This window comes from Salinivibrio siamensis, from assembly GCF_001996005.1.
Classification (GTDB): domain Bacteria; phylum Pseudomonadota; class Gammaproteobacteria; order Enterobacterales; family Vibrionaceae; genus Salinivibrio; species Salinivibrio siamensis.
On the sequence record NZ_MUFB01000023.1, the window covers coordinates 1 to 18,202 of the forward strand.

15 protein-coding genes are annotated in these 18,202 nt (G+C 50.7%); 10 read left to right on the top strand and 5 right to left on the bottom strand.

Going from position 1 to position 18,202, the window contains the following annotated elements; translation table 11 throughout:
• Positions 1–28 precede the first annotated feature (28 nt).
• From BZG73_RS11960 to BZG73_RS11970, 3 genes are all read left to right on the top strand, one after another.
• The gene (locus BZG73_RS11960) at positions 29–1,024 is read left to right on the top strand and encodes a VCBS domain-containing protein (protein ID WP_456154131.1); all 996 of its coding nucleotides are present in this window, start codon (positions 29–31) and stop codon (positions 1,022–1,024) included.
• Position 1,025: 1 nt separating this feature from the next.
• Entirely contained in the window at positions 1,026–5,543 is a 4,518-nt protein-coding gene (locus tag BZG73_RS11965) for a VCBS domain-containing protein (RefSeq protein ID WP_235606060.1), read from the top strand.
• A gap of 111 nt (positions 5,544–5,654) precedes the next feature.
• Positions 5,655–6,566, top strand: a complete 912-nt coding sequence (locus tag BZG73_RS11970) for a mechanosensitive ion channel family protein (RefSeq protein ID WP_235606061.1) — start codon at positions 5,655–5,657, stop codon at positions 6,564–6,566.
• A gap of 70 nt (positions 6,567–6,636) precedes the next feature.
• On the opposite strand, the gene BZG73_RS11975 is transcribed toward BZG73_RS11970, so the two are convergent.
• Positions 6,637–7,977 (bottom strand): magnesium transporter, encoded by a 1,341-nt coding sequence (locus BZG73_RS11975; protein WP_077668417.1) that lies wholly within the window; start codon positions 7,975–7,977, stop codon positions 6,637–6,639.
• A 218-nt stretch (positions 7,978–8,195) separates the two neighbouring features.
• Between BZG73_RS11975 and BZG73_RS11980 the strand changes: the two genes are divergently transcribed.
• The 5 genes from BZG73_RS11980 (at position 8,196) to BZG73_RS12000 (ending at position 12,694) form a co-directional block, all read left to right on the top strand.
• Complete coding sequence (locus tag BZG73_RS11980; protein WP_077668418.1) at positions 8,196–8,636, top strand: ATP-dependent zinc protease family protein; 441 nt, start codon at positions 8,196–8,198, stop codon at positions 8,634–8,636.
• 14 nt (positions 8,637–8,650) lie between these two features.
• Entirely contained in the window at positions 8,651–9,556 is a 906-nt protein-coding gene (gene rimK / locus BZG73_RS11985; RefSeq protein ID WP_046075492.1) for a 30S ribosomal protein S6--L-glutamate ligase, read from the top strand.
• Positions 9,522–10,610: a succinylglutamate desuccinylase/aspartoacylase family protein gene (locus BZG73_RS11990; RefSeq protein WP_046075493.1), complete on the top strand. Its 1,089-nt coding sequence runs from the start codon at positions 9,522–9,524 to the stop codon at positions 10,608–10,610. Before rimK ends, BZG73_RS11990 begins: the two co-directional genes overlap by 35 nt.
• Before the next feature lie 107 nt (positions 10,611–10,717).
• Positions 10,718–11,161, top strand: coding sequence for a peptide-methionine (R)-S-oxide reductase MsrB (msrB, locus tag BZG73_RS11995; protein ID WP_046075494.1), 444 nt, complete (start codon positions 10,718–10,720; stop codon positions 11,159–11,161).
• Between the two features lie 120 nt (positions 11,162–11,281).
• Positions 11,282–12,694 (top strand): GGDEF domain-containing protein, encoded by a 1,413-nt coding sequence (locus BZG73_RS12000; RefSeq protein WP_077668419.1) that lies wholly within the window; start codon positions 11,282–11,284, stop codon positions 12,692–12,694.
• Positions 12,695–12,700: 6 nt separating this feature from the next.
• On the opposite strand, the gene BZG73_RS12005 is transcribed toward BZG73_RS12000, so the two are convergent.
• Positions 12,701–14,083: a class II fumarate hydratase gene (locus BZG73_RS12005; protein WP_077668420.1), complete on the bottom strand. Its 1,383-nt coding sequence runs from the start codon at positions 14,081–14,083 to the stop codon at positions 12,701–12,703.
• Between the two features lie 154 nt (positions 14,084–14,237).
• Between BZG73_RS12005 and BZG73_RS12010 the strand changes: the two genes are divergently transcribed.
• Positions 14,238–14,522, top strand: a complete 285-nt coding sequence (locus BZG73_RS12010; protein ID WP_046075496.1) for a hypothetical protein — start codon at positions 14,238–14,240, stop codon at positions 14,520–14,522.
• Between the two features lie 54 nt (positions 14,523–14,576).
• On the opposite strand, the gene BZG73_RS12015 is transcribed toward BZG73_RS12010, so the two are convergent.
• The 3 genes from BZG73_RS12015 to BZG73_RS12025 all read right to left on the bottom strand — a co-directional run bounded on the left by BZG73_RS12015 (position 14,577) and on the right by BZG73_RS12025 (position 17,122).
• A complete protein-coding gene (locus BZG73_RS12015) occupies positions 14,577–15,044 on the bottom strand; it encodes an ASCH domain-containing protein (protein ID WP_077668421.1) in 468 nt (155 codons plus the stop codon).
• 192 nt (positions 15,045–15,236) lie between these two features.
• Positions 15,237–16,484, bottom strand: coding sequence for a cysteine desulfurase-like protein (locus BZG73_RS12020; protein ID WP_077668422.1), 1,248 nt, complete (start codon positions 16,482–16,484; stop codon positions 15,237–15,239).
• Between the two features lie 2 nt (positions 16,485–16,486).
• Positions 16,487–17,122, bottom strand: a complete 636-nt coding sequence (locus BZG73_RS12025; protein ID WP_077579481.1) for a 2OG-Fe dioxygenase family protein — start codon at positions 17,120–17,122, stop codon at positions 16,487–16,489.
• Positions 17,123–17,560: 438 nt separating this feature from the next.
• Between BZG73_RS12025 and BZG73_RS12030 the strand changes: the two genes are divergently transcribed.
• Positions 17,561–18,163, top strand: a complete 603-nt coding sequence (locus BZG73_RS12030; protein WP_077579480.1) for a DUF6151 family protein — start codon at positions 17,561–17,563, stop codon at positions 18,161–18,163.
• Positions 18,164–18,202: the final 39 nt, after the last annotated feature.

An 18,202-nucleotide genomic window follows, 5' to 3' on the forward strand; every position in this document is an offset into this window, starting at 1 on the left:
CGTCACACAGGCAGGCACTTACGGCTCGTTGGAACTAGTAGATGGCGCTTGGACCTATACCCTCGATCAGTCTGCCGTGCAGGATTTAGATGCCGGCGATCAGGTGACCGACACCATCACCCTCACCGCAAGCGATAACACACAACAAGATATTGTTATCACCATTACCGGCACCGACGACTTACCTGAAGTCACCGGAAGCTTTACCGGCTCAGTGACCGAAGGTGACGAAGGCGATGCGGTCACTGCCACCGGCACCATCGCGATCAGTGATGTTGATGGCGGCGATAATCCGACCTTTGCGAATACTACAGAAGCGGGGACTTATGGCTCGTTGGAGCTAGTAGATGGTGCTTGGACGTACACCCTCGATCAATCTGCCGTGCAGGATTTAGATGCCGGTGATGAGGTGACCGACACTATCACGCTCACCGCAAGCGATAACACGCAACAAGATATTGTCATCACCATTACGGGGACAGAGGATGCCCCTGAAGTAAGTGGTGAGTTTGTAGGTTCTGTCACCGAAGGCAACGTGGGAGATGCCCCTGTCACTGCCACGGGTACCATTGCGATCAGTGATGTGGATAGCGACGACAATCCGACGTTTGCCGACGTCACACAGGCAGGCACTTACGGCTCGTTGGAGCTAGTAGATGGCGCTTGGACCTACACCCTCGATCAGTCTGCCGTACAGAACTTGGATGCCGGTGATGAGGTGACCGACACCATCACCCTCACCGCAAGCGATAACACACAACAAGATATTGTCATCACCATTACCGGCACCGACGACTTACCTGAAGTCACCGGTAGCTTTACCGGCTCAGTGACCGAAGGTGACGTGGGCGATACCGCAGTAACTGCCACGGGCACCATTACGATCAGTGATGTCGATGGCGATGACAATCCGACGTTTGCCGACGTCACACAGGCAGGCACTTACGGCTCGTTGGAACTAGTAGATGGCGCTTGGACCTATACCCTCGATCAGTCTGCCGTGCAGGATTTANACCGAAGGTGACGTGGGCGATACCGCAGTAACTGCCACGGGCACCATTACGATCAGTGATGTCGATGGCGATGACAATCCGACGTTTGCCGACGTCACACAGGCAGGCACTTACGGCTCGTTGGAACTAGTAGATGGCGCTTGGACCTATACCCTCGATCAGTCTGCCGTGCAGGATTTAGATGCCGGCGATCAGGTGRCCGACACCATCACCCTCACCGCAAGCGATAACACACAACAAGATATTGTTATCACCATTACCGGCACCGACGACTTACCTGAAGTCACCGGTAGCTTTACCGGCTCAGTGACCGAAGGTGACGAAGGCGATGCGGTCACTGCCACCGGCACCATCGCGATCAGTGATGTTGATGGCGACGATGCGCCAACCTTTGCGGATAGTACAGAGACCGGCACCTATGGCTCACTAGAACTAGTGAACGGCAATTGGACTTACACCCTCGATCAGTCTGCCGTACAGGATTTAGACGCCGGTGATCAGGTGACGGATACCATCACCCTCACCGCAAGCGATAACACACAACAAGATATTGTCATCACCATTACGGGGGCCAATGACGCCCCCACCTTGGCTCAAGCCGTTTCAACACAAACTCTGCAAGAGGATTTTGTTAGCTACACCATTGATCTCAATACGGTGTTTTCCGACATCGACAGTGACGATACCTTGAGTTTCGATGTGGCAAATGTGCCCAGTGGAGTTTCTGTCTCTATTGATGCGAATGGAGTCGCGACCATTTCTTCGGTCGCCGATTGGAGTGGGACAGAGACAGTAAGCTTCCGCGCCACCGATACGCAAAATGCGAGCCTGACCCACGATGTCACCTTCAACGTCGAAGGGGTTGCTACCGCCCCCACCCTCACAGTCAGCCGTGGCGATCAATCACTGACTTATATCGATGACACGGGACAAATCTCCGCCACTGACCCTGGCGCAGGCAGGTCACGTGCGATTCTATCGCCTTTAACAATCTCCGGCACCGCCAATGAATCGGGCGAAACACTTACTTACCGAATCAGCGGCTTACCGGATGATGCAGTATTATCAGCGGGGACAAAAGAGGCAAGCACCGGCGATTGGCTACTCACGGACGCGCAACTGAGTGGTCTTAATCTCGCCTCTCCTGCCGATATTACTGGTGTCACGCTATCGATTACGGCTATCAGTACCGACGGCACGGATCAGGCATCAACCACGGCCACTCTGAATCTAGAAAATGACAGCTTTGCACAGACCGAAGGACAAGCCACCAGCATTGCTAGTGTCGACGGACTGATCAGCAACGATACAGACACACAGGCCTCTGTCACCCGCGTTGCCACCAATGCCAGCCAAGGAGAAAGTGGTAACAGTGAAATTGTGATCGGCCCTGCCACCATCGTCACCGCATTGGGTGGCAGTGTTACTGTCAACGCAGACGGTAGCTTTACCTACACTGCACCGGCAGTGAACCATGCAGGCGGCGGTCACGTCTATGACAGCTTCTCCTACCAAAGTAGCGAGAATGAAGAGTGGACAACCGTGACCTTCGATGTGAGCGACTCTGCGCCGGTAGCCCATGATGATAGTGATAGCGTAGCCTCTGGCGCCTCGACAGGAGGGAACGTGATCACTGCCGGCGCCGGTGCCGATACCCTCGGGGCGGATACCACCACGGTGACCGCGGTTAGCTTCAATGGCACCACGTATGCAGTCAACGGCAGTACTGTGATTGCCACATCGCAAGGGCAATTAACCATTCAACCCGACGGCAGCTACCTGTATCAATCATCGGTCGCGTCAACGACGGATGCCAGCACGCTGGACGATGAGGTATTCACCTATACCCTCACCGACAGCGATGGGGATACGAGTCAGGCGCAGCTCACACTCGGTCATGACAACAATACCCAGTTAAACGCCGATATCGCTTCAGTCAGCGAGCAAGGGTTAGTGAGCGACGATAATAGTCAAACCACCCAAGGTAACCTGTTGGATAATGATACGGGGATTGGCGTTAATGTCAGCCTGCATCAAATTAATGGGCAAAGCTTTGGCAGTGATGGGGTTTTAACCCTCACCACTGCCAGTGGCACTCTGACTGTTTATAACCAAGACAACACCCAAGGTTATCGCGCGGGTGACTACACCTATACGCTCAATAATGCCACCAGCGGTGATAACGTGAGCGAAGCCTTCACCTACACCACCTATGATCCGACGGCGTCTACGGCGTATCGCTCATCGACATTAACGGTCAATGTGCAAGATGACACGCCGACCTCAGACAACATCGAAAGTGCCTTGTACGCGACGGCGGAGAGTAGCTCGACGTTTAACCTTATTCTCACCATTGATCTGTCCGGCAGTATGTCCGATCCGGTTGACCCAAGCGATCCGGATTCACCCACTCGGATGGAAGTCACTAAAGCCGCGCTAAAATCGATGATTGAGGAATACGACAGACTCGGGGATCTTAATATCCAAATTGTGTCGTTCTCGGATACGGCGAGTTCATCAGGCTGGCTTCTTAATGACGCCGCCAGCGCGTTGGATGCCATTGAGGGCTTATACGCAGGTGGCGCGACCCGGTACGATAACGCGCTCAATGAGATCATCAATAATATTGATACATCAGGGATCAGCGCAGATAAGACTATCTCGTATTTTATCTCGGACGGGATGCCCAATGATGACTTTGAAAGTAACACCAGCCTGCAAAGCGCATGGCAAACTTATGTCAGTACGCAAGGTATTGACGAGTCCTTCAGTGTCGGGGTCGGGGATGGCATTACGACATCGCCACTGACACCGATTGCGGCAAGCAGTTCAGGCAATACCAGTGACAATGTGTTGCTGGTCACCGATGAAAATGAGCTCGCCTACTCACTGCTACAAACCATTGAGAGTGGACAAGTGTCAGGCGGTCTCGTGCTGACGGATGATGACGGCAATACTGTCTCTTTGTTCGGCGCCGACGATGGCTATATTTCTACACTCACCTTGGATGGACAAACGTACAACTATGACCCGGCGACTGACAGCGCGCAGCAGACCTTTGAAACCGCAAAAGGCGGTATCCTCACCATCAATTTTGATACCGGCGAATACGACTACCGCGTGGCGGTCGACAGAAATATTCTCAACGAGCAAGAGCAAATTGCGCTGACGCTTACCGACAACGATGGCGATACTAGTGAGGTCAATGTCGCCATTAACCTCTACTACGAGGCACGGCTAGATGCCAATCACGATATTGTAATCACCAATATTCATGATGGTAGTCCGATCGTCATTCCCGGTTTGGCCTTAACCCATAACGATATTCCTTCGATGGACAGTACGATCACGGCCACCAGTAATGCGATACAAGGGTCGGTAACGGGCACAGATGACGTCACTTTCACGCCCGATAGTGCGATGAATACGCAAAGCTTCCTTGATCCCATCGATAACGATTCCGAGTTTATTGCTGAATCCGAACTGGGCGATTTCGCCAGTTCCTTTGCTCAGGCACAGAGCCTAGACCGCGGTAAATTCGGCACCATGACACAGGAGGTGTGGACACACATTGATGCTGGTAACTATGGTGCCAATGCTGCGCTGACGGGGACGGTCCAGAACGGCATTGATAGTGATATGACGAAAATGGATCTTTACCAGAACGAAACCTTACTCTTTGATGATGACCATTGGTTCAATGATCTAAGCGTGAGAGTCTATGACCAAAACCAACAGCTTTTGGACACCCTCAATCCCGACTCTGGCAGCAATAGCTTTACGGCCGGTCAGCAGGGCACTTACTACTTTGAGATCGTTTCCAACAATGGATCTAATGACACCGAAAGCTACGAGATTTACCTGACTTTGGATAGCTCGAATGCGGTGTTACCAGAGCCTGAGCATCAATTTGAGTACACTACCTCTAACGGCAGTTATATGGACAGTGCACTGGTTGATATTATTGCCATTGATGACCAAACGCTAGAAGGTAACTATCAAAGTGAAATTCTCGCGGCCGGTACAGGTGACGACACCCTGATCGGTAACGAAGGAGATGATAGCTTACTCGGGAACCACGGCGATGATACGCTTGATGGCGGCCTTGGCGATGATTTGCTGATTGGCGGCCAAGGTGACGACACGTTGACAGGGGGGCTTGGGTCGGACACTTTCGCCTTTTTGAGCGGTGATCAAGGGTCTATCGGCGCTGAGGCGGTTGATCGTATTACTGACTTTGATGTGCAAAAGGACACACTAGATCTCTCCGAGCTTCTGATTGATGAAGACCAAGACGGTGCGAATCTAGAAGACTACCTAACCCTTGAGGACAACGACCAAGGTGAAGCCACCTTGTACATCGCCTCGGCGGGCGATAATCAAATCGACCAGCACGTGGTGTTTGAAAACCTCAGTGTGGCAGACATGGCTAGTGCATACGAAATTGATATGAGTGGCCTGAGCAGCCAAGAGCTAAGCGCTTCTGTGATTGATGCCATGATCCAACAAAGCAAACTGATGACAGACTAACCCATGCCTAACGCGCACCTTATGCGTGATAGTCGCAAGTTTACGTTTTATTTTGCCTAACAAAGGGGCAGAATAGCGCCAAAACTTGCCAGAAGCATTACGGGAGCGATTTTGTTATCTGAGTTGAAAAACATCGCCCAACTGTTGGTCGAAAACAAACTATTGACCACCATTGGTGTTATCGTCTTTGTTAGCGTGATCCGTCGCCTGATTTTGCGTCATATTCGCGGTGATAGTAACTTTCTCAGCGAAGATCAACGTAAGTGGATATCTCGCACTAAAAATGGCGCATTTAGTCTGCTTTTACTGTTTTTGTTCTTGTTTTGGAACACAGAAATTAGTGAGTTTGCCCTCTCGCTCACAGCCATTGCGGTGGCGGTGGTAGTGGCTTCCAAAGAAATTATCCTGTGCTTTACCGGTTCTATTCAGCGCGCCAGTTCACGATCATTTCGTATCGGGGATTGGATTGAGGTCGGTAACTCTCGTGGCGAAGTGATCGAGCACAATTTGATGGCGACCAAAATTCAAGAAATTGATACCCATCATGGGCACTATTGCTACACCGGAAAAACCGCGACATTACCGAACAGCTTGTTTTTCTCTACCACTGTGAAAAACCTGAACTTTATGAAGCGCTATGTTTATCACCATTTTCACCTGGTGATCCGTGGCGATATAAATTTATACCCCCATATTCCCGCACTACTGGCGCGTATTGATGATCACAGCGAAGACTTTATGGATATTGCTCGACGTTATAACCATGTGATTGAGCGCCATGCTGGTGTCGATCTTCCTGGCCCAGAGCCTCATCTTTACCTCTCGCACACAGAGACAGGAGAGCAACTGGTGCATGTGCGATTGTTTTGTCCTACCGAGCGTGCGGCCGAATTAGAGCAGCTCATTCGCGAGGATGTGATGACGCTTTATTGCGAAAAGCTGCTCCCCGCAGCAGACGGTAAACTGAGCGAACAAACCGAGCGGTCAGAGGCAGAAACGGCCACACCTTCAACATCGGCTTGATATAAAAAAGCGCTCGTGGCTATCACGAGCGCTATCCACTAAGTAACAACACATCACGCCTAAGAATCACTTACAGTAAAAACAACGTTCCTAAGCCTAAGAAAGCGACAAAACCGACGATGTCAGTCACCGTGGTTAAAATCACTGAGCCTGACAGAGCCGGATCAATTTTCAGCTTCCCTAATAACACAGGTACAAAAAYCCCCGCCAGTGCAGCACTGATAATATTGGCGACAATCGCGGCGCCAATCACCGCACCGAGTCCCCAGCTTTCAAACCAATAACCCGCAATAGCACCAATCACAAGCGCCCAAAGCACGCCATTGAGTAGCCCCACTTTAAATTCCTTACTCAAAAGGGGCTTTAAGTTAGCCTTAGATATTTGTCCTAACGCGAGGCCTCGCACGATCAGCGTCAGCGTTTGACTACCGGCAATCCCACCCATTGAGGCGACCACGGGCATCAATACGGCAAGCGCGACCACTTGTTGCAATGTCGCTTCAAACAAACCAATAAACCAAGAGGCCAGAAAAGCCGTCATCAGGTTAATCCCAAGCCATAACGCGCGATTACGCGCACTTTTCATCACCGGGGAGAATAAGTCTTCATCTTCATCCAAACCCGCCGTGGCCATGATTTGCGCTTCTGCCCGTTCCGCTTGCATCTCATAGGCAGTACCAAGGTCAAGCCGGCCAATTAACATGCCACCATCATCCAATACGGGTAGCGCGATTTCTTCACTGCTCGCGACTTTGTCGGCACTGGTATAGATATCATCACGCGCATTTAAGCTGGGAAATTGCTCGCGTACCAGCTCACTGATTTTGAGAATACCGTCCGCGCCGAACAGCTTATGAATAGGTACCGCACCCACCCAAATGCCTCGACTATCGACCACGAAGACATGATCGCAATATTTTGGCATCACCCGTCGAAGTAGACGGAGTACCACATTTACCTTGGTTTTAGCCGGCACCACCAAAGGTTGATGATCACACCAGTGGCCCACTTGAGTATCCGCATATTGTTGCGCAGAGGCGTAGCGTTGCTTTTGCTCCGAGTCCATCCGACCGAGCGCTTCCTCTAACAGCGGTTCGGTCAACACATCTTGCAGTTCCAACAAGGTGTCCGCGTCGAGATCAGCGAACAGTGTATGTAGCTGTGCCTCATCAACGGCACGGATAACCGCTTCGCCTGCGTCATCGCGCATCTCCGCCAACACAGGAAGCTGTATTGAAGGAGAGAGTTGCTCCCAAAAGCCCACACGATCGCTAACAGGTAATGCTTCTAATAACAAAGCAAGGCTATCAACACCGTGTGCTTGCTCTATCTCTTGTATCGTTTCGGGCGCACCTTGATCGACTTTTGATAGCAAATCATCAATCACTTCTTGTCTATCACTCGTTTGCATGGTATTTCCTTCTCAACGGTCATCATGTGCACAGAAACCCAGCGACCCGCCCCGGTAGGGCGTCCCTCTCAACCAGTCTCCCATATGCCATGATAGTGCCGCTTCCAGTGTGCGATGGTTATCACATATCATCGCTGATTTTTCAGATTCTTACCACGAATAACCGCTATCACTTCTATGGTAAAAGCAAGGCAGAGCAATAACGAGTAATGATAACAATGCCGGTTCAATCAACGGAAAAAGTGTGTGTGGGTTGGCGCGAATGGATTAGCCTCCCAGACCTAGATATTGCGCGTATAAAAGCCAAAATTGACACGGGCGCGCGTACTTCATGCTTACATACCTTCAAAATTGAAGAGTTTGAAAAAGGAGGCGCTGCTTGGGTTCGTTTTTGGATCCATCCTCACCAAGGTGATGACGAACATATTATTCAAGCGGAATCGCCCGTGCTTGCGCGCCGTGTCGTGCGCGACTCTGGCGGGCACGAGCAACTTCGCTATGTGATTCAGACCACACTCAAAGCCGGTGAACTGTGTTATCCCATAGAGATGACACTCACTGCACGCGATAACATGCGCTTTCGTATGCTGTTAGGTCGTACCGCGATGACAGGCAACGTCATTGTCGATCCTATGCATTCATTCCTGCTCGGCAAATAGGAGTCCTAACCACAATGAAAATCGGTATCCTTTCCCGGAATAAAAACCTCTATTCCACTCGACGTCTGATTGAAGCGTGCGAACAGCGTGGTCATGAGTATAAAATCATTGACGCGCTGCGCTGTTACATGAGCATCAACTCCACACAACCGTCAATTCATCTTGCTGGCGAAGAGCTAGAAGGGTTTGAAGCCATCATCCCTCGTATCGGCTCATCGGTGACCTTTTATGGCTGTGCCGTACTGCGCCAATTTGAAATGATGGGGGTTTTTCCCGTTAATGAGTCCGTGGCTATCACCCGCTCTAGAGATAAGCTGCGCTCGATGCAATTGCTGTCACGCAAAGGCATAGGCATGCCACATACTGGGTTTGCTAGCAAGCCTGGGGATGTTGGAGACCTATTGGAGATGGTCGGCAGTGCCCCTGTGGTCGTCAAACTGCTGGAGGGCACTCAAGGCATTGGTGTCGTCCTCGCCGAAACCAAAAAAGCGGCTGAGAGTGTAATAGAAGCCTTTATGGGCCTAAAAGCAGACATTTTGGTGCAAGAATATATTAAAGAGTCCAGCGGCGCCGATATTCGCTGTTTTGTGATTGGTGACAAAGTCATCGCCGCGATGAAACGTCAAGCCCAGCCAGGGGAGTTTCGCTCCAATTTACACCGAGGTGGTTCCGCAACCTTGGTACGGATCACACCGGCAGAGCGTCGAACCGCAATTGCTGCGGCTAAAGCCATGGGACTCAATGTCGCTGGGGTCGATTTACTGCGCTCCGAGCGCGGCCCTTTGGTGATGGAAGTCAACTCCTCACCGGGGTTAGAGGGCATAGAAAAAGCCACCGGGAAAGACGTCGCGGGTATGGTGGTGGAATACATCGAAAAGACTGCTAATGCCAAGAGGACGCGAACTCGTGGTAAGGGCTAAAAGAAACAATGCTATCGATATCGGGGGTGAGACCGTTAACCCAGGTGATCGCCTTAGCTTAGAGCTGGAAATCGCCAAGCTTTATACCCACGCCCCACTCAACGTGAGTATAGAGGTTCTTAACGGCAAACTATCGGGCCCTACACTGTTAATCTGTGCGGCCATTCATGGCGATGAGCTCAATGGTATCGAGATTGTTCGCCAAATTATGGCGAGAACCGACACCCAAAAACTACGCGGAACAATCGTTGCCATTCCCGTTGTTAATGTATTTGGCTTTATTCACAAGTCTCGCTATCTGCCGGATAGGCGTGATTTGAATCGCTCCTTTCCGGGCTCTGAACGTGGCTCAATTGCCGGGCGCATGGCGTATCAGCTGTTTAATGAAGTGATTAGCCAATGCACCCATGTGATCGATTTGCATACCGCCGCTATCCACCGCACCAATCTGCCACAAATCCGCGCCAATTTAGATAACCCAGAAGCGGGGGCGATGGCGACCGCATTTTCCGCCCCTGTGGTTGTCGACGCCGCCTTAAGGGGCGGCTCCTTACGCGCAGAGGCAGAGGCAATTGGCATTCCGGTGATCACCTATGAGGCCGGTGAAGCCCTACGCTTTGAGCCTTACGCAATTAACGCAGGGGTCAGGGGAGTGATACGCGTAATGCGCCACTTGGGTATGCTGCGTCAGTCGCGGCGTAAATTACCTTACAAACCCGTCACAGCCAGAGCAACCCGATGGGTGCGCGCCGATGCCGATGGCATATTCCGCAGCCACATTGCACTGGGTGAAATGGTCTCCAAGCAACAAGTAATCGGTATCATTTCTGATCCAGCAGGCAGCCAAGAGGTAGAAGTGATCGCGCCTCAGAGCGGTATCCTCATCGGGCAGCAAACACTGCCCGTGGTCAATGAAGGTGACGCTATCTTTCATATTGCTTTTTTCTCACAGTCTGACGATTTGATTGAACAACACTTGGAGGGTTATCGAGACCAAGTCAAAGACGACCAAGATGATGAGTTAAAGTGGGGAATTGGTACGCTATCAACATGATCGAGTCACGAGAAACAAACCGTACTACTTGCATCGAGCAATAAGATTCATAACACTACGCGTTTTGTAGCACGGGCACCCGCCCGTTCAATAAGAGGAACGACATCATGCTGACATGGCAAGACATCGTCGCTCGAAGTGAAAGCGGTAATCTCGCGCCGCCGTCGCGGGTTGAGAAAACAGACCAAGAGTGGCAAACACAACTCAGTGAAGAAGCCTTTCGTGTTACCCGGCAAAAAGGCACAGAGCGCGCGTTCAGCTCAGGCATGTGTACGCTCTTTGAGCCAGGGCGTTATGGGTGCACATGCTGCGGCACCTTGCTGTTTGATGCGCATGAAAAGTTTGATTCAGGTACAGGCTGGCCCTCGTTTACGCAACCGGCGCAAGATAATGCTATCGCTTATCACAAAGATGGCAGTCACGGGATGACACGGATTGAAACCACCTGTGCGACCTGTGACGCGCATCTTGGCCATGTATTTCCTGATGGTCCCCCACCATCTGGTTTACGCTTTTGTATGAATGCCGTCGCGTTGAAAAAGCTCGATTAAAAAGTACCTGTCCCGCTGAAAACGCAGAGCCCTACCWCGGCTCTGCTATACTATTCATTAACCGTACTGCCGCTATCAATCACGTTTATATCCTATTGCATCGCACGACGCAGAGGTGACATGCTACTGGGGCTCTCTCTACCTTCCGCTCGCCACATTTTGTTGTGGAGCTTCATTTACGGGGCAATCGTCTGGCTGGATATGCGCTATTTATCCGCGATACTCGATGTCCACACGGTCACCTTGCTCAATATCTCCAGTGGCCTTGCGGTGGTATTATTCCGGCATCTAGGAATGGGGATGATACTCCCGCTTATCCTTGCCGGCTCTCTTGGCCACGGTCTAGCCGCCATCGCCCGCATCGAGTCGCTCCATCTCGCGACAGGCATTTTTTTTGGTACATTTTTAACGCTCGCCTCGGCGCTCTCCGCATGGCTATGGCAAAAATATTATCCACATTGCCTGGATACCGTGCGGGCCCTTTTTCGGTTTGTGCTCGTTGGGTGCCTATTCCCCGCAATAGCAATGATGGCCATTGTCGCCATCCCGCTTTATATCGATGATCAGTTAGTTCACGGACGACTACAATTCTTGACCATTGAATTTATGATGACTTACACCACATCAACACTGCTTTGGGTCAGCTTGTACACCGCTTGGCAAAGGCTGGGGATCGACTGGTCAAAACTCAGTTGGCAAAACGTGGGCTACGTCACTGCCATTATGGCACTCACACTCATCAGTTTTTCTGTGTTTCCAGGCGCAATCTACATCGAGCTTGCGTTGCTGATTTATATCGCGTTCTCCGGCCATTGGCGTACGCTTCTGATTGGCCTTTGTGGCTTAATCATCGTGTCTATCTTAATGGTACCCTTCGATATGGGCGCATTCGCGATCCCTAACCTCTATGACGGCGTGTTAGCACTGCTTATTTTTATCTTTACCACCGTACTGGCCAGCATCAGTATTTCCATCCAAGTGATGGAGTATAAAAATGCCGTGGCAGCACGAGACAGCTGGCAACGAAAAGCCAGCTTAGATCCACTGACGGGCACCGTTAATCGCTACGGCCTATTGCCTGAATTAGCGATTGAATACGAACGCGCTCGGCGAACGCAGTACACCTATACGGTCGCAGTCATTGATGTCGATAACTTCAAACAATTTAACGACACATATGGCCACTCCGCCGGCGACCGCGTCTTGCAAGATGTTGCTGCCGAGATCACACACGCCGTTCGCCAAACCGATTTGGTGGCTCGATATGGTGGGGAAGAATTTGTGATTATCTTTCGCAATACTGACAGTCACGATGCCTACTATGTGGCCGAGCGTAATCGCCAACGTATTGCGGCGAATACCTCACAGTTTGACAATCAATCGCTCACCTACACGGTCAGCTGTGGCTTATCCGAAAGCCGCCCAAGCGATAGCCACCCTGAGCAAGTATTTGACCGTGCCGATGATCACCTCTATACCGCCAAAAGCTTGGGACGCAATCGTGTGGTGGTAGCGCCCAACACGGCGGAGTGAGCCGCGCTATTCCGCAATGCCGCCCTTTGTCAACTTGGTTGGATCAAGCAGCTGCGAGAGCTTCTCTCGACCCAGCTCGGTCTCTTCTTCGGCGACATCGAGAATGGGGCGGCCTTGTTGGTATGCTTTCTTGGCAATCTCTGCCGCTTTCAGGTATCCCACAACAGGGTTAAGTGCGGTCACTAAGATAGGGTTACGAGACAGCGCGGCTTGCAGGTTATCTTCTCTCACGTTAAAGCTGCGAATCGCTTTATCAGCAAGCAGTCGGCTTGCGCCAGCGAGCAAGTTGATGCTTTGCAACACGTTCGCGGCAATCACTGGTAACATCACGTTAAGCTCAAAATTCCCTGACTGACCTGCCACCGTCACTGTGGTGTCATTGCCCATCACCTGAGCTGATACCATCGCCGCCGACTCAGGGATCACTGGGTTGACCTTGCCTGGCATAATTGACGAGCCTGGCTGCAACCCTTCCAGCTCGATCTCACCGAGCCCTGCGAGTGGACCGGAGTTCATCCAGCGCAAGTCATTACTTAGCTTCATGGTTGCCACAGCGGTCGTTTTTAGCTGGCCGTGAAGCGCAACCAACGCATCTTGGCTACCAATGGCAAAGAATGGGTTCTCACTGGCAGTAAAACCCGTCTTGCTAAGCGCGGCTACCGCTTCGGCAAAACGCTCGGCAAACAATGGATGAGCATTGATCCCGGTTCCCACCGCGGTGCCACCCTGAGCCAGTGCGCGTACCGATGACAGGCTTTGGGTAATTTGTACCATCGCGTGCTCGATCTGCTGAGACCAAGCATCTAGCTCTTGGCCGATAGTAACAGGCATGGCATCCATCAAATGGGTACGACCCGTTTTCACGATGTGGCCAACTGACTGTTTCTTTTCCTGTAACGCATCACGCAGATGCGCGAGTGCAGGTAGCAGCTTTTGCTCACAGCCTAATGTGGTACTGATCTGAATGGCCGTTGGTACCGCGTCATTGCTGCTTTGGCTCATATTGACATGATCGTTAGGGCTGACCGTCTCACCGGATTTTTCTGAGGCCAAGGTAGCCAGCACCTCGTTCATGTTCATATTAGAACTGGTACCAGAGCCCGTTTGAAAAACATCAACAGGAAACTGTTCAATGTGATTCCCCGCCATGATTTCTTTTGCGCTCTCACATATGGCACCGGCAATCTTACTCTCTAACAACCCTAGCGACTCGTTTGCCTGTGCCGCGCCATGCTTCACCATCGCCAGCGCACGAATAAAGTCCGCCGGCATCGTCTGATCACTGATTGCAAAATTATTCACCGCACGCTGTGTTTGAGCCTGATACAGCGCCTGCTCAGGCACCTCGACATCGCCCATACTGTCTTTTTCAATACGTGTTTTTGTCATTTTGATACCTTCCTTTCACATTACGATAATGGTTATCATTAACATATTACGCCTGATAAATGAAACGCGCTGATGCGACGGATTGAAAAACCCCGTGCTTGAACATCTGCTATGGCCTAGTATGGTGCCCGCGTCACAATCAATGAGTAATAATATGCAAGATGAAACCAGTACCAGTATCGCTAACTTGATTGAAGTGGTTGAGAACCAGATCGCCGACCAAGACCCTAAAAAGGTAGCAGAAACCTTGATGCGCCTGCGTATGACCGGCTATTCACGCGACGAAGCTATCGAGTACATTGCCTGTGCGTTAATGGTTGAGATCTATGATGTTAGCCATCACAACGGGCAATTTACCCTGTCCCGCTATGAAGCCAACTTAGACACCCTGCCAGATATGCCATGGGCCGATGAGATTAATTTGGATATCGGTGAGTAAACCTATCGCTCTGATGGCCGTTATCGAAAAAGCCGCTGGGCGCGGCTTTTATATTTAGAGCGGGTAGACCTTTTCAAACTCTTCAAGCACCACATCCGATTGCTCATCAAAATGCAGGCCGTGTGTTTTAGCGTACTGGGAAAAGTAACCCCAATGCGCTTCGTGCCAACATTGGTACGAACCATCTCCCTCGCCTTCTCGTGCGGCAAATTCAGCGCTGACTTGGTTAAACGGGCAATAGCTCACCTGTGTGGTTTTGACGATGCAAACGGGTCGCTGGTGACCATTAAGGACAATCTTATAATGTCCTTTTTGCGGGATCACCGCATTTTTCTCTTCCAAAGAACTACGCAACCGGCAGTGCGCTTTCTTTWTATTCAAACTCACCAAGGTCGCGACTTCATTGGCTCTGACGGTATGGTGGCTTAACGTATCGACTACCACCATATCGTCACTTGGCCGCTGGTGAGTTGGCAGGGTCGCAAGGTACTGGTGCCAAAAGGCGTATTGTTCTTCAGTCATCTCTCTCGCCTTGTTTTCTTTTTGAATGGTTTCTTGGGCAGTTAAACGACGGTTATCTTAACGCTCTGTTTCGTTTTCGCCTATGCGCCAGCTAACGTTTCAYATTTTTCTTACAACGAAATAAATGCCGCTGACACTAACCAACCAATATGAAAAAGCGGCCAGGATGGCCGCTCAGAATAGAAGAGACGTTTAATCGCTAATAAATGGCAATAAGGCTTGGTGAAGCCGGTCAATTTCATCAATTGTGTTGTAATGCATCATACCGATGCGGATCACACCGCCTTTATCTAAGATATCAAGCTGCTCGCACAAGCCTTGGGCATAAAAGTGCCCATTCCAGACACACAAATTTTGCTCACCAAGTACTTGAGCAACCTCAGCAGGCTTTGCTCCCTCTATGCGGATCGCAAACGTTGGAGTGCGTTTATCGAGCTGATTATCGTCGGTAATACCATAAATACGTACTTTGGGATAAGCGCGCATCAACTGGATAAAGTGTGCTGACAGTGCTTGCTCATGCGTTTGGTACTGCGCATAACTTGTCGCTAGCCTTTCTCGTAGTGACGACGTCGGATCGCCCCATTGCGCAAGATAGTCAACCGCCGCAATAAAGCCCGCTATCGCCTCAAAGCTTTGGGTACCCGTTTCGAACCGGCCGGGGCCTTGATTAGTCGCAGGTTCCACTTTGTACGGTTTTAACGTCTGTACCCACTCAGGCGCGACATAGACAAAACCAACATGAGGTCCAAAAAACTTATACGCCGAACAGGCAAGGAAATCGCACCCGAGTGCTTGCACATCCACTAAGTGATGGGGCGCATAATGCACCGCATCCACATACACTTTGGCGCCCACTTGTTTCGCCATCTCTACCACTTTTTCCACATCCACCAGACTGCCTGTGGTGTTAGAGGCGAGTGTCACCGCAATCAACTTAGTTTTGTCGGTTACTAGGCTGGCAAGGTGGGTCATATCGATAGAATACGTCGACTCATCAACACGTACCTGTTTCACGATCGCGCCTTTGTCGTGCGCCGCTTGTTGCCAGCTAGATACATTTGAATAGTGATCGAGTGCCGAAACAATCACTTCATCTCCCGCCTGCCAGTCGCGACTGATCGCCCGACTCAAAGAGAAGGTCAAGGTGGTCATATTCGGACCGAATACCATGCTTTCTGACGATGCGGCATTCACAAAGGTGGCTGCCACATCACGTGCGCGCTGCATAAGCTCGGTGGTATAACGACCAGAGAAAAACTGGCCGCCCAGATTGGCATTGTAGTGCCCTAAATAATCCACCATAGCGTCAAGCACCGCGCGGGGCACTTGCGCGCCCCCAGGCCCATCGAAAAATGCGACGAGTTTGCCTTCAATGATTTGCGCGAGTGCGGGAAAGTGGCCCCGAACAGCATGGGGTGAAAAACCTGCCGGTGTCATCGTTACTTCCTTGTTGCTGTGAGTACAAATACATCCATCGTGCCCGGTTTCTGGTTATCCACGGGCGTAATCGGCTCAGCGTAATGCCATAGTGTACGGTCATCAAGTGCCGCCATTTGTCCCGGTTCCAGCGGCAGGCTAAACAGCGGTGCGCTGGTTTTATGACTAAATACCTGAAAGTCACCGCCCTCAATATTATCGCGGCCAATACTGACAATGGCGATATGATCAAAGCCGTCTTGGTGAACGCCTTCTGGGGCGACTTGCACCGACTGATTATCCGCCTGAATACGAATTTGGTGGATTTCAATATCATTATCGTCACTTAATTGATACACATCGCGGAACGTGCGACACATGGCATGAAAGCCGGGCTTTTGCACGGTTTCTGATTCAATATCTTCAAATGTTCTCGCTACATCACCTTGGAACTCGTTAATGTCCGAGGTTTGCATAAACGGTCGCGGTGGTAACTTTTCGACGCCCCCATTGAAAACATGAACCACCGAGTAACGGCGAAGTCGATAGCCGCCATCAGCATGTGAAGTGCCTGGAAGATTACCAAACGAGGGTTGAAGCTGCTTGATGTGATTATCGTCCAGTTGATTGAGCTGCATGAGTAGTGAAGACGTATTCATGGCTTTCTCCTTTTATCTGTACCGACGCACGCATTGATGCCAGGGCCGTTGCCAGATACAAAATTAACAAATGCGTTACATGTTATATTTAACTAAATCCCCTGTTATTTCCAGTTTCAACCCTAGATTTGTCGACCATAAAAACATCAATCAGAATTATCCGCTATTGATAACCCTTAAGCTATTGAAAACCTCCAACCCGAAAGTTAACAAATATTAAACATCAGCATTAATCACCAACATAAAAACTATTAGCAACATTTTAAATCACCACCTCGCCACTTTTCTGTCACGAAAAGTTGCCATGAGTGATAAAACAGGATGTTATAGATAAGGTTCCGCCCTTTTGTGGCTGTGTCTATCCGTTTATCGCAACCGTCTGAACTCACAATTCGCGCTATACTGTTAAGACACGCTCTGCAGCTTGGGGCAAATAATATGGCTCGTCTTGCCATTCAGTGTTCATGTGGGCAGATGACAGGAGAGATCATTGACGCACAACAAAGCCAACGCTGTGTGTGCTTTTGCAGTGATTGTCAGACCTATGCGCAAACACTGGGCTACCACACTGAACTCGAGCCAGGCGGCGGCACAGAAGTGCTACAAATTACGCCAGCGCAGCTCCGTATTTATCGCGGCCGAGATCAATTAACCTGTTTAAGGTTGGGCGAGCGAGGCCTATACCGCTGGTATACTCGTTGTTGCCAAACGCCTATCGCCAATACGATTAATGCCGATATTCCTTTTGTTGGCGTGGTGAGTGCTTGCTATCACATTGAAGGAGATAATGAAGAAGAGATCGGCCCGGTTCGCTGGTATGTGCAAGGCCAAGATGCTCGCTCAACGCCTACAGTAAACAAGGTTCACGCACGATTTCCATTGCGCCTGATGGTTATCACTGCCGTAAAGGGCTTGTGGGCACGACTACTAGGCAAACATCGCCCCAATGTCTTTTTTGACCGTGAAGGACGTCCGCGAGGGCTTGTCCATCATGTCGGGCAATCAACACCATCACCGAGAGGAAGACAGTCCCTACCCTGACGCAGTAAGGTACAGCCGATGGAAGTGATTGGAAATACC